Here is a 13,368-nt window from a genome sequence, read left to right as displayed (position 1 = left end):
CCGCGCGCCCCGCACCCGGCGCCCGCGCGCGGCCGACATCGAAGAGGAGAGACCATGGCAGACGGCAAGATTCCGCAGGAGTTCGAGGTGGGCGAGCCGGTCCTCGTGTGCCGCTGGCGCCTGTCCAACCGTCGCCTCCCGGCCGCCAACCGCCACCTGCGCGCGCTCGGCCGACGCACGGTCAACGGCGCGCATCCCACAAAGCAGCTGCTTGGGTGGGCCAAGCAGCACATCGAGTGGACGCTTGCCGAGGGCTCGGCCGCCCACCCCGACGGTGTTCTCATGCTCGTGCTCGACGCGCAGGGCCGCGCCGCCATGGCCGTGGGCGACTACGCGCCGCTCGCCGACACCACGCTCGCCGCCCTCGTCGAGCGTGCCCAAGCCTCCGAGCGCGAGGCGTCCGAGACGGACGTGGCGCCCGAGACGCTCTGGGTGGCCCTCGACGGCGCGCTCGTGTGCGGCATGGCGCCGGGCGAGGTGGCCTCGGGCTCGGCGTCGCTCATCGCCGACCTCGCCCACACGCTGGGTCTGTCGGTCCGCCGCGACGCGAACCTCGTCGAGGCCGTGGCCGACGGCACGCTCGCGCCCCGGGAGGCCTTCCTCGTCTCGGACGAGCACGGCGTCGTGGTCGCCTCCGACGCCTCCGGCGACCGCGCCCGTCGCTTTGCCGACGGCTGGGCCCGTCTCCTCGACCGCGCCGGCCGCTAGTCCATCGCCCGTGCCCAAACGAACGTGCGCATAACCGACTTTTCGAGCCTGTTGCTCGCCGAAAAACTCGGTTATGCGCACGTTCGCTGTGAGAGGGGCGGCGAGAGTCGGCGACGGGGGCGAGGACCGGCCAGTGGAGGCTGGGTAGCGGAGCGAGCCGGGCGGAGGCGAGGCCCGCGGCCGTGGCAGCGAAAGCCGCCGGGAGCGAAGGCCGGCGGGCGGGCGCTCGCGAAGCTTCGGGCGAGGGCGACGGCGGGCCCGCCCTGGCGTTCCCGCCCCACGCTCCCAACACAATTGACCATCCGTCAATGACGTTTGTCCAATGGCCGGCAAAACCGCCGCCCGCGCCCTCCCGGGTCCAGCCCCGACAAAACCCCCGCTCAACCAATTACCACATTGCAGCAGGTATTTTATGCTGGCGCCCTTCGTACCTGCCTCCGCGGGGCCCCGCCCAGATTCTTCTCAAATTGATGACTAAATCGTAGCCATTTGAGCAATAATCACATTGCTGTATAAGGCGTCACCTTTCGGCGGGCGGGGAAAGAAGCCGCCGAGGGTGATTTCGTGTGGCTCGGCTGCCGCCATGGGGGAGACCGCCGAGGCCCGCTCTGCGGGCCACCACGCGAGCGGGTATAGAAGGAGAGGATATGGCGCGTAAGTTCAAGACAATGGACGGCAACGAGGCCGCCGCATACGTCTCGTATGCGTACACGGAGGTGGCGGGCATCTACCCGATCACCCCGTCGAGCCCCATGGCCGACCACGTCGACCAGTGGGCCGCCCAGGGCATGAAGAATGTCTTCGGCACCCCCGTCAACGTCATCGAGATGGAGTCCGAGGGTGGTGCCGCCGGCACCGTCCACGGTTCCCTTGGTGCTGGTGCCCTCACCACCACCTACACGGCCTCCCAGGGTCTGCTCCTCATGATCCCGAACATGTACAAGATCGCCGCCGAGGGCCTGCCCACGGTCTTCCACGTGTCCGCGCGCTGCGTGGCCACCCAGGCGCTGAACATCTTCGGTGATCACTCCGACATCATGGCCTGCCGCCAGACCGGCTTCGCCATGCTCGGCGAGGGCAACGTCCAGGAGGTCATGGACCTCTCCCCGGTTGCGCACCTTTCTGCCATCGAGGGCAAGGTTCCGTTCATCAACTTCTTCGACGGCTTCCGCACCTCCCACGAGATCCAGAAGGTCGCCATGTGGGACTTCGCGGACCTCAAGGACATGCTCGACATGGACGCCGTCCAGGCGTTCCGCGACCACGCCCTCAACCCAGAGCACCCGCACGCCCGTGGCTCCCACGAGAACGGCGACATCTACTTCCAGCACCGCGAGGCCTGCAACACGGCCTACGACAAGCTGCCTGAGGTCGTCGAGCACTACATGAACGAGGTCAACAAGAAGCTCGGCACTAACTACGGCCTCTTCAACTACTACGGTGCTCCCGACGCTGACCGCGTCGTCGTCTGCATGGGCTCCTTCTGCGACACGCTCGAGGAGGTCATCGACTACCTCAACGCGCACGGCGAGAAGGTCGGCCTGGTCAAGGTCCGCCTGTTCCGTCCGTTCTCCATCAAGCACTTCGTCGACGTCCTCCCCGAGACCGTCAAGAAGATCGCCGTCATGGACCGCACCAAGGAGCCGGGCTCCGTGGGCGAGCCGCTCTACGAGGATGTCGTGACTGCGCTCTACGAGGCCGGCCGTTCTGACCTCGTCGTCGTTGGTGGCCGTTACGGCCTCGGCAGCAAGGACACCACGCCTGCCGCCGCCTTCTCCCTCTACGAGGAGCTCAAGGCCGACCAGCCCAAGCGAGAGTTCACCATCGGCATCGTCGACGACGTCACCAACCTGTCGCTCCCGATGGCCGAGGAGACGCCCAACACGGCCGACCCCTCCACCATCGAGTGCAAGTTCTGGGGCCTCGGCGGCGACGGCACCGTGGGCGCCAACAAGAACTCGATCAAGATCATCGGCGACCACACCGACAAGTATGTCCAGGCCTACTTCCAGTACGACTCCAAGAAGACCGGCGGCGTCACCGTCTCGCACCTGCGCTTTGGTGACTCCCCGATTCGCTCGCCGTACTACGTGAACAAGGCTAACTTCGTCGCCTGCCACAACCCCAGCTACATCGTCAAGGGCTTCCCGATGTCCCGCGACATCAAGCCGGGCGGCACGTTCCTCGTGAACTGCCAGTGGTCGGACGAGGAGTTCGACGAGAAGATGCCGGCGGCTGCCAAGCGCTACATCGCCAAGAACGGCATCAAGGTCTACCTGATCGACGCCATCGACCTGGCCGCCAAGGTGGGCATGGGCAAGCGCACCAACACGGTGCTGCAGTCCGCGTTCTTCGCGCTCGCCAAGGTGCTGCCCGCGGCTGATGCCATCCAGTACATGAAGGACGCCGCCACCAAGTCCTACATGAAGAAGGGCCAGGACATCGTCGACGCCAACCACAAGGCCATCGACGCCGGCGCCACCGCGTTCCACGAGTTCAAGGTCCCTGCCGAGTGGGCCACGGCCGAGGACAAGCCGTCCACGCTCACGATCGAGGGCCGCGAGGCCATCGTCAAGCAGGTCAAGGAGCTCATGGAGCCGATCAACCGCATGGAGGGCGACTCCCTGCCGGTTTCCAAGTTCATGGGCAACCCCGACGGCCAGTGGGAGCTTGGCGCCTCTCAGTACGAGAAGCGCGGCGTCGCCGTCAGCGTGCCGCACTGGGACGAGAGCAAGTGCATCCAGTGCAACCAGTGCGCCTTCGTGTGCCCGCACGCCACGATTCGCCCGATCGTCATGACCGAGGCCGAGGCTGCCGCCGCGCCTGAGGCCATGCGCATGATTGACGCCAAGGGCAAGGGCATGGCCGGCTACAAGTTCACCATGGCCGTCTCCCCGCTCGACTGCATGGGCTGCACCAACTGCGTCCAGGTCTGCCCGAAGGACGCCCTCACCATGGTTCCGCAGGAGTCCGAGCTCGACCAGGCTCCCGTGTGGGACTACGGCGTGGACAAGGTCACGGAGAAGAAGGAGTTCGCTGGCAACAACGTCAAGGCCAGCCAGTTCCACAAGCCGCTGCTCGAGTTCTCCGGCTCCTGCGCCGGCTGCGCCGAGACCAGCTACGCCCGTCTCGTGACCCAGCTCTTCGGTGACCGCATGTTCATCTCCAACGCCACCGGCTGCTCCTCGATTTGGGGCAACCCGGCTGCCACCTGCCCGTTCACGGTGAACGCGGCTGGTCACGGCCCGGCGTGGAACAACTCGCTGTTCGAGGACAACGCGGAGCACGGCCTCGGCCTCAAGCTCGGCTATGACGCCGTCCAGAACAAGCTCGTCGCCGACGCTCAGGAGCTCATCGCCTCTGACTCCGCCACGCAGGAGCTGAAGGACGCCGCCCAGGCTTGGATCGATGCCCGCAAGGACGTCGAGGGCAGCAAGACCACCGCGGCCGCGTTCGTCGCCGAGCTCGAGAAGTCCGACGACGCCAAGGCCAAGGAGATCCTGGCCGACAAGGCGTACCTCACCAAGAAGTCCTTCTGGATCTTCGGCGGCGACGGTTGGGCCTACGACATCGGCTTCGGCGGCCTCGACCACGTCCTCGCCTCTGGCAACGACGTGAACGTCTTCGTCTTCGACACCGAGGTCTACTCCAACACCGGCGGACAGGCCTCCAAGGCTTCCAACCTCGGCCAGGTCGCCCAGTTCGACGCTGCCGGCAAGACCACCCCGAAGAAGGGCCTCGCCGAGCTGGCTATGAACTACGGCTACATTTACGTCGCCCAGGTCGCTGAGGGCGCCAACGCCGCCCAGACCCTCAAGGCCATCACCGAGGCTGAGGCCTACGACGGCCCGTCACTGGTCATCGGCTACTGCCCGTGCGAGATGCACTCCATCAAGAAGGGCGGCATGATTCACGCCCAGTCCGAGATGAAGAAGGCCGTCGAGTGCGGTTACTGGAACCTCTTCCGCTTCAACCCGGCTGCGCCGCAGGGCAAGAAGTTCACGCTCGACTCCAAGGCCCCGGCCGGCGGCTACCGCGACTTTCTGATGAACGAGGCCCGTTACAACCGCCTCGTCCGTCAGAACGCGGAGCGCGCGGAGAAGCTCTTCGCCGAGAACGAGGAGGCGGCCATGAACCGCTACGCCTACCTCGAGAAGCTCAAGGCAGTCTACAACGAGGCCTAAGGGCTTGGCGCTCCTGCGCCGCTCGATAGGGTGAGCTGAGAGGGTCCCGGGACTACGGTCTCGGGACCCTCTTCTTGTCGGCGTCTTGGTGGGCCGTCTAGCGCCAATTAGTAGAGATGCGCCCGTACTGCGACCACCTCGCCGCGAGTGGCAACAAGCTGTCGGTAAACGGTGACAAATAGGCCTTCTGAGGTAGAATGAAGAAGCTGTTTGAAACAAGGGGGAAATAAGTCATGACCAAGCAGGTTTCTGGAATCGGAGCGGAGCGCGTCGCACGCATCGGCGTCATCGCAGCCATCTATGCGGCCGCCACGTTGGTGGCCATCCTGTTCCTCGGCGGCCTCGCCTGGGGTCCCATCCAGTTCCGCATCTCCGAGGCCGTCACGGTGCTCGCGCTCTTCACGCCCGAGGCCATTCCGGGCCTCACGCTGGGCTGCATTGTGGCCAACGCGGCCAATATCGTCCTGGGCGGTACGGGCACGCTCGGCCTGCTCGACGTGGTGTTCGGCTCGTTTGCCACCTTCTTGGGTGCCTTCTTCACCTGGAAGATGCGCAAGCGCCCCGTGCTCGCGGTGCTGGGGCCCGTGGCGGCCAACGCCCTCATCGTCCCGGCCTACCTGCCGGTGATGCTCTCGGGCCTGGGCTTCTACACCATCCCGCTCACGTCCATCTCGCTTGAGGGGTCTTATCCCCTCATGTACCTCTTTGGCCTGGTAACCACGGGCGTCGGCGAGGCCGTGGTGCTTTACGTGCTGGGCCTGCCGCTTGCGCGGGCGCTCTCGCACTCTGCGCTGCCGGGGCTTCTCGCCGGCAACAAGGCCGCGAATCCTCGTGTGTCGTCACGCGAATAGCGAGCAGCCGTGAATCCCGCGATTGTCATACCGACGTATTGGGCGCAGGACCCAATGCGGGTGGGGTCGTATGATCATGCCACTGCGGTGGACGAGCCCCTCCCAGAGCTTGCCCGCTGCCTCGACTCGCTTGATGACGTTCGCGGCGTGATTCGCACCATTATCCTGCTCGTGGCGTCGCCCTCCGCCGAGGCCGCGGCGCGCGCCCGCGTCAACGCCATCGTGCGCGACCACCCGGCGCTCAACCCGCTTGTCATCGGTTCTGCGGAGGCGCGTCTCATCTCCGGCCGCATCGACCAGGTGTGCCCGGGCATGGACGGCGAGACCGTCTCGCTTCGCGGCTATGGCGCCATCCGCAACATGGGCCTCGTGGCCTCGGCGCTGCTCGGGCATGACGTCGTGGTCTTCATGGACGACGACGAGGTCGCGCTCTCGAGCGAGTTCCTCGTCGAGGCCGTCTGGGGCCTGGGCCAGCTCACCCGCCAAGACCTGCGCCTGCTTGCCAAGACCGGCCACTTTATCGACGAGGCCGGCTCGCACATCGCCAACGAGGGCGAGGCAAAGCTCTGGGAACGCTGGTGGTCCAAGCGGGCCGAGTTCAACTCCTGGATGCGCGGCGCCCTCGCGGGTACGCGCATCTGCCGTTCCAACTACGCCTGCGGCGGCTGCCTGGCCATCCATGCCGAAGCCTACTCGCGCGCGCCCTTCGACCCGTGGATTACCCGCGGCGAGGACCTCGACTACCTCTTTGACCTGCGGCTCGTTGGCCTCGACCTCTGGTTTGACGGCTCGTGGTACGCGCGCCACCTCCCACCCGAGACGCCCGACGAGCCCAACCGCTTCCTCCAGGACGTCTACCGCTGGCTCTACGAGCGTGCCAAGCTGTCCTTTTGTGCCAATCGACCGGGTCTTCGCAAGGTCACGCCTGACTCGCTCATGCCCTACCCGGGGCGCTGGATCTCGTCCGAGCTCGACGGCCGCATTGCCAAGACGGCGCTCGTGCGCGCGATTGTGGGACCCGACCACGTGGCCAACTTCCGCATCTGGACGCATGGGCGCAGGGAGGCTCGGGCCTACGCCGAGCAGAACGCGCCCAACTACGCGCGGCTGCTCAACTTCTGGCCCAGCGTCATCGATGGCCTCTGGAACGACGAGGTCCTGGCGCAGGCGGTCATCGAGCTGTCGGCCAGCAAGGAACGCACCACCTCGGCCAAGAGTGCTGGGCTTGCCAACGCGGCCAAGCCCGTGGACACGCAGGCCGCACCCGCAGCAACGCAGGCCGTACCCGCAGCAACGCAGGCCGCGCCCGCACCTGCATCGGCCACCTCCCACGAGGCACCACCAACCCATGAATCCGCGACGTCGGGGAAGGAAGAGGAATGCCGCCACATCGTCTGAGCGGGCGCCTGTCCCGTTTGGGTGACATGCGTAGCTCGCAGGCCACGGAGCACATCTTGAGCCTGGCGTCCAAGACGCTCGACCTCATGCGCGACGGCCTGAGCCGGCCCTCCTGCCAGGACGTCTGCCGCCTGCTTCTTCCCGAGACCACCGCCATCGCCGTGGCCATGACCGACACCGAGCGCGTGCTTGCCTACGAGGGTGCCCTCGCGGCAGACTTCCCGCCGGGAAGCCCCATCCACACAGCCGCCACGCTTGAGGTTCTCCAGACCGGCCAGCTGGGCATGTTCCAGACCCGCGGCGATGACGACCCGGCCAACACGAACGACAAGGTCCCCGAGTTGCCCAGGAACGTGCGCGGCGGCATCGTCGTGCCGCTCAACGTGCAGAACCGCACATACGGCACGATCAAGTTCTACTTCCGCTCGCCGGCTGACATCGACCGCACCCAGCTTGCCATCGCGCGCGGCTTCGGCCAGCTGCTCTCCACGCAACTCTCCACGCATGAGCTCGACCGTCAGGCCGAGCTCACGGCAAAGGCTGAGGTCAAGGCCCTGCAGGCGCAGATCAACCCGCACTTCCTCTTCAACACGATCAACACCATCGCCGCCTTCACGCGCACAGACCCCACGCAGGCCAGGGCGCTGCTCCGTGAGTTCGCGGTCTTCTATCGCCAGACGCTCGAGAGCTCCGACCAGCTCATCCCGCTCTCGCGCGAGCTCGAGCAGACGCGGCGCTACCTGCGCTTCGAGCACGCGCGCTTTGGCGAGGACCGTATCAAGGAGAGCGAGCACATCGCGCCGGGCTGCGGCGACGTGCTGGTGCCGGCGTTCATCGTGCAGCCGGTGGTGGAGAACGCGGTGCGCCACGCCATGCGCGACGATGGGCCGCTCCACATCGACGTCCGCGCCGACACCGACGGCGACGATATGCTCATCGCCGTGGCCGACGATGGCTTCGGCATGGACGAGGCAACAAGAAAGTCGTTGCTCGCGGGTATCAACTGCCGCCACGACGGTACGTGCTCCAAAGACGAGAAGGGAACGGGCATCGCTCTGAGGAACGTCTCGGAGCGGCTCGATAGGTTCTATGGGTATGGCTCGGGCCTCGACATCATGTCCAAGCCCGGGGAGGGGACGTGCGTGACGATGCGTCTGGCACGCGCCGCCGTACACGAGTAACAGGGGTGGATCAATGTTGCGAGCCATGATTGTCGATGACGAAGCGCCTGCGCGTTCCGAGCTGCGCTTCCTTCTGGAGGAGACCGGCCGGGTCGAGGAGGTCGCCGAGGCGTCGAGCGCCCGCGAGGCGGTCGAGAAGCTCATGGAGGGGCGTCCGGACGTGCTCTTCCTCGACATCTCGATGCCCAAGACCAACGGCATGCAGCTTGCGGAGGCGCTCCACAAGCTCAAGAACCCGCCGGCGGTGGTCTTCGTTACCGCGTACAGCGAGTACGCGCTCGAGGCGTTTGGCGTCGATGCCGTCGACTACCTCATGAAGCCCGTCGAGACCGACCGCCTCGAGCGGGCGCTCGACAAGATCGAGGAGCGCGGCAGGGGCCAGCAGCAGGCCCCGCAGCCCCCGGCGGAGCGCATCCCGGTCGAGAAGAGCGGGCGCAAGGTGCTCGTGCCCATCGACCAGATCCGCTACATCGAGGCCAAGGACGACTACTCCTGCATCTACACTGACACGGACCGCTACCTGTCGGTCATCTCGCTCGCGCAGCTTGAGGCCAAGCTGGCGCCGCACGGGTTCTTCCGCGTGCACCGCGGCTACATCGTGAACCTCCAGTACGTGGAGGATGTCGAGGTCGTGGCGAGCGGCGTGATGCAGCTGGGCATCGCCGGCGTCGAGGGCAAGAAGATCGCCGTGTCGCGTCGTCGCGTCGTGCAGCTCAAGCGTGCGCTCGGGCTGTAGGAGGGTTCGGGCCGCGGCGTCCGTGTCATCCGTCTCGTGCGTCTTGACGGCCGCGGCGGTGTTCCTGCCGTTTGCCCCTCGCATGTCTCGGCATGCTCCCCGCGCGCCCCGGCGCGCCAACGGCTACAATCAGCACTCTCACGGCGGCGAAGGGCGGGGACGACATGACGGCAAAGCGCATTGACGTGTTGAGTGACACCCACGGGCGCCTCTCGCGCGAGGTGCTCGACCAGCTGGACGGCTGCGACCTCATCGTCCACGCCGGCGACATCACCTCCGAGGAGGACTTCGCCACGCTGGGCGCCCTGGCGCCGCTTCGCCTGTGCCTGGGCAACAACGACTGGTCGGGCGAGTACGGCCCCGACGTCACGCGCATGGTGCGCTTCGAGTACGAGGGCCTGCACTTCTCGGTCACGCACTATCGCGAGAAGCTCACGGGCGACCGCTTCGACGTGGGCGTGTTCGGCCACACGCACGTGCCGGTCTGCGAGCGCCAGGCCAACGGCTCACTGCTCATGAACCCGGGCAGCCCCACGTTTCCGCGCAGCGCCGCCGGGCCCACGATGGGTCGCATCTTCGTGGAGGACGGCCACGTGACCTCGGCCGAGATCATCAAGCTGGGCGATGGCCAGGAGGAGCGCCGCGGCTGGGGCCACGGCTTCTTCTTCGGCTGGTAGGCGGCTTGCCCGTCGGCTGCCAGCTCCTCGCCGCTCGGAGCGCCTCGCCCTTCGGCCGTCGGCGCCCACGCCCACGAGGGCTCGCCGGCATCCGCCCCTGTCGGCGTTCGCCAGCTCTCGCGCCTGTTGGCCCCGCACTGCCCCCCAACCAAGCTCCGTGTACTGCCCCCAACCAAGCTCCGTTCTTGTCGGGTTTCTGACCATTATGACGTTGGCCCCTGATTGTCATTTTCTCACCCCTTCTGGGCGAGTTTCTGACAATCAGGAGGCCAACGTGTCAGGCATGGGCCCGGGTCGGCGCGAATCCCTTACTCAGGTGCGAGGCCGGGCCAATGTGCGTCCCCCATGGGCCAGCGGCAATCCCTTACAGGTACTCCTCGAGCTCCTTGACGATGCGGCCCTTGGGGGCGCTGCCGACCATGGTATGCACGGCCTTGCCGTCCTTGAACAGGATGAGCGTGGGGATGGACATGACCTGGAAGCGCATCGCGAGGTCCTGCTCCTCCTCGACGTTGCACTTGTAGACGGCGAGGCGGTCGCTCATCTCGTCGGCAATCTCCTCGACCACGGGGGAGAGGGCGCGGCACGGGCCGCACCAGCTGGCCCAGAAGTCGACGAGGACCGGCTTGTCGGACTCGGTAATGACGGAATCGAACGTATCCTTGGTGATTGCCTGGGATGCCATGTTTGCCTCCTGCTTTGGCCGAGCTCCCCGGCCCGGCGCCGGCGAGGCTCTGCGCCCCGCGGTTTCTACGTCGATGCGCCTTATACCCGAACGCGCGGAAACGTGTCAGCGACGGGGCGGTAGAATCGCGCTAGCGGAATTGGGCGGCTGGGGAGCGGCGGCGCGCGCGAACTCGGGGCTCGCGGGCGCAGCGTCGTGCGAGTGTACGGATGCGTGCGGGCGCGTGAGTGCGTGCGGGTGCGGCGCTGCGATCGGGCGACAACGACGGCAGGGGAGTAGCATGGGCGTGGGCGAGGAGTTCCTGGACAAGGCGAGGGCCGAGCTTGGCGACCTGGCCGAGGCGGGCGTGGTCATGGCGGGCAACGCCTTCTCGCAGGTGCTGCTGCTGAAGGGCGAGCCGGAGGAGGGCACCTCGGACGGCGGGATTGCCGCGAACGCTGCCCCTACCGACGTGCCTACCTCGCCCGGCGCCTCCCCAGCTGGCGCGTCCGCGTTGCTCTCCGGCCCGGACGGCAAGGCCCTGCGCGCAGCGCTCGGCGCACTCGGCTACGCGCCCGAGGACTGGGTGGGCCTCTCCGCCCGCGACGCCGACGGCTACCCGCTCGTGCCCGGCACGCTGCGCCTCGCCATCGTAACCCTCGACCCCTCCACGGTCATCGCCCTGGACGAGCCGGCCGCGGCGGCTCTGCGCGAGGCCTTCGCCGACGAGCTCGTCGAGCTCCAGAGCCTCGAGGCCGCCACGCTCCAGGCGGGTTACGTGGTGCAGCTCCTGGGCATGCGCGTCATGGCGCTCGGCGGGTTCGAGGAGAGCCTCTCCAATCCCAAGGCCAAGCAGCTCATGTGGGCGCGCCTCAAGCAGCTTCCGCCCCTCGGCGAGCCGTACTAGCACGTGTATTCTCCGCCGCGACCCTGCGCGGCCGTCGCGCAAGCGCAAACCGCGCCCTGGCCGCTGCCCCACTCGGCCGGCCGACCCGCACCCCCAGTGCCGCCTCGCCGGCCCATCCAACCCGTGCCCCGGAGCGCCGCCTCGCCGGCCCATCCAACCCGCGCCCCGAACCCCACGAGTGAGCCACCTGCCACGGGGGTATCCTCTCTGTGGTATGCAGTTGCCGCGCCACGCCCGCGGGCAGGCGTCGGCATCGTCCCGGAGGAGGACACATGTCGAATATCCCGGCACCTATCGATGCGGCCACCACGCCCGAGTGGGCGGCGCTCCAGCGCCACCACGACGAGCTGGACATCAACCTCAAGAAGTGGTTCGCCGACGACCCCAAGCGCGTCGAGAAGCTCTCCTTCGACCTTGCCGACCTGCACTTTGACCTTTCCAAGAACCTCGTCACCGACGAGACCGTCAAGCTGCTCGTGAACCTCGGCCGTGCCGTCAGGCTCGAGGAGCGCCGCGACGCCATGTACGCCGGCGAGCACATCAACACCACCGAGGACCGTGCCGTCCTCCACACGGCACTGCGCCGTCCCAAGAGTGACGAGGGCAAGTACGTCGTTGACGGCCAGGATACCGTGGCCGACGTCCACGAGGTGCTCGACCGCATGTACGCCTTTGCCAACAAGGTGCGCTCGGGCGAGTGGAAGGGCGTGACCGGCAAGGCCATCAAGCACGTCATGAGCATCGGCATCGGCGGCTCCGACCTGGGCCCCAACATGGCCTATGAGGCGCTCAGGCCCTACGCCGACGCCGGTATCGACTGCCGCTACGTCTCCAACATCGACCCCAACGACATGGCCGAGAAGGTCAAGGGCCTCGACCCCGAGACCACGCTCGTGATCATCGTCTCCAAGACCTTCACCACGCTCGAGACCATCACCAACGCGCGCGAGGCCAAGACATGGCTGCTCAAGAGCCTGCGCGCAGCCGGCGCCATCGACGGCTCGGCCGGTCAGGATGCCGACGCGATCCGCCACCACTTCGTGGCCGTCTCCACGGCGCTCGACCTCGTCGAGGAGTTCGGCATCGACCCGGAGAACGCCTTCGGCTTCTGGAACTGGGTCGGCGGTCGCTACTCGGTCGACTCCGCCGTGGGCCTGTCGCTCATCATCGCGTTTGGCCCCGAGCGCTTCGAGGAGTTCCTCGCCGGCTTCCACGAGGTTGATGACTACTTCAAGAGCACGCCGCTCGAGGAGAACGTCGTGGCGCTGATGGGCCTCATCAACGTCTGGTACGTCAACTTCTTCGGCATGGGCAGCCATGCGGTGCTGCCGTACAACCAGTACCTGCACCGCTTCCCGGCCTACCTGCAGCAGCTCACGATGGAGTCCAACGGCAAGAGCACGCGCTGGGACGGCACGCCGGTCACCACGGGCACCGGCGAGGTCTTCTGGGGCGAGGCCGGCACGAACGGCCAGCACGCGTTCTACCAGCTGATTCACCAGGGTACGCGCGCCATCCCGGCCGACTTCATCGCCTTCGTGAACACCGCCAACCCCACCAAGGACGGTGACCAGGATGTGCACGAGCTGTTCCTGGGCAACTTCCTGGCGCAGACCAAGGCACTGGCCTTTGGCAAGACGGCCGACGAGGTGCGTGCCGAGGGCACGGCCGAGTGGATGGTGCCGGCCCGCTGCTTCGAGGGCAACCGTCCGACCACCTCGATCTTTGGCGAGGCGCTGACGCCTAAGGCGCTGGGTGAGCTCATCGCGCTGTACGAGCACATCGTGTTCGTCGAGGGCACGGTCTGGGGGCTCGACTCGTACGACCAGTGGGGCGTCGAGCTGGGCAAGCAGCTGGCCAAGCAGATCACGCCCGCGTTTCACGACGACGAGGCGCTGGCCAAGCAGGACGCCAGTACGCAGGCGCTCATCGCGTTCTACCGCGCTCGCCGCAAGTAGGGATTGGGCGCTGCGGCGCGGCCGTACGCTGCGGTGATTCCCAAGCCGCGTGAAGCATGCGGCATTGCGAGCACAAAAGGCCGCCGGTCGTCCATCCGGACGCC

Annotated in this window: 10 protein-coding genes; 9 read left to right on the top strand and 1 reads right to left on the bottom strand. The window is 66.9% G+C overall.

Annotated features, from left to right (window positions below; translation table 11 throughout):
* Positions 1–54: 54 nt before the first annotated feature.
* The 7 genes from EFAMC1_RS00345 (at position 55) to EFAMC1_RS00315 (ending at position 9,735) form a co-directional block, all read left to right on the top strand.
* Positions 55–708, top strand: a complete 654-nt coding sequence (locus tag EFAMC1_RS00345) for a hypothetical protein (RefSeq protein ID WP_154052361.1) — start codon at positions 55–57, stop codon at positions 706–708.
* Positions 709–1,355: 647 nt separating this feature from the next.
* Positions 1,356–4,892 (top strand): pyruvate:ferredoxin (flavodoxin) oxidoreductase, encoded by a 3,537-nt coding sequence (gene nifJ / locus EFAMC1_RS00340; protein WP_154052360.1) that lies wholly within the window; start codon positions 1,356–1,358, stop codon positions 4,890–4,892.
* Positions 4,893–5,125: 233 nt separating this feature from the next.
* Positions 5,126–5,743 (top strand): QueT transporter family protein, encoded by a 618-nt coding sequence (locus EFAMC1_RS00335; RefSeq protein WP_154052359.1) that lies wholly within the window; start codon positions 5,126–5,128, stop codon positions 5,741–5,743.
* An 87-nt stretch (positions 5,744–5,830) separates the two neighbouring features.
* Positions 5,831–7,141 (top strand): hypothetical protein, encoded by a 1,311-nt coding sequence (locus tag EFAMC1_RS00330; RefSeq protein WP_261981686.1) that lies wholly within the window; start codon positions 5,831–5,833, stop codon positions 7,139–7,141.
* Positions 7,123–8,322, top strand: coding sequence for a histidine kinase (locus EFAMC1_RS00325; RefSeq protein WP_154052358.1), 1,200 nt, complete (start codon positions 7,123–7,125; stop codon positions 8,320–8,322). The genes EFAMC1_RS00330 and EFAMC1_RS00325 overlap by 19 nt, the downstream gene beginning before the upstream one ends.
* Positions 8,323–8,335: 13 nt before the next feature.
* On the top strand, positions 8,336–9,058 hold the full coding sequence (locus EFAMC1_RS00320; RefSeq protein WP_187324465.1) for a LytR/AlgR family response regulator transcription factor: 723 nt from the start codon (positions 8,336–8,338) through the stop codon (positions 9,056–9,058).
* A 164-nt stretch (positions 9,059–9,222) separates the two neighbouring features.
* A complete protein-coding gene (locus tag EFAMC1_RS00315; RefSeq protein WP_154052357.1) occupies positions 9,223–9,735 on the top strand; it encodes a metallophosphoesterase family protein in 513 nt (170 codons plus the stop codon).
* Between the two features lie 364 nt (positions 9,736–10,099).
* Here the strand turns inward: EFAMC1_RS00315 and trxA are convergent, their stop codons facing one another.
* On the bottom strand, positions 10,100–10,420 hold the full coding sequence (gene trxA / locus EFAMC1_RS00310) for a thioredoxin (RefSeq protein ID WP_154052356.1): 321 nt from the start codon (positions 10,418–10,420) through the stop codon (positions 10,100–10,102).
* A gap of 280 nt (positions 10,421–10,700) precedes the next feature.
* Here trxA and EFAMC1_RS00305 point away from each other — a divergent pair, with 280 nt between their 5' ends.
* Both EFAMC1_RS00305 and pgi read left to right on the top strand, forming a co-directional pair.
* Positions 10,701–11,306 (top strand): hypothetical protein, encoded by a 606-nt coding sequence (locus EFAMC1_RS00305; RefSeq protein WP_154052355.1) that lies wholly within the window; start codon positions 10,701–10,703, stop codon positions 11,304–11,306.
* A 272-nt stretch (positions 11,307–11,578) separates the two neighbouring features.
* Positions 11,579–13,264 (top strand): glucose-6-phosphate isomerase, encoded by a 1,686-nt coding sequence (pgi, locus tag EFAMC1_RS00300; RefSeq protein WP_154052354.1) that lies wholly within the window; start codon positions 11,579–11,581, stop codon positions 13,262–13,264.
* Positions 13,265–13,368 lie beyond the last annotated feature (104 nt).

It is taken from the genome of Olsenella uli, from assembly GCF_901212675.1.
Lineage (GTDB): Bacteria > Actinomycetota > Coriobacteriia > Coriobacteriales > Atopobiaceae > Parolsenella > Parolsenella uli_B.
The sequence above is the reverse complement of the archived record's forward strand: the minus strand, read 5'-3'. Positions and strand labels throughout refer to the sequence as shown.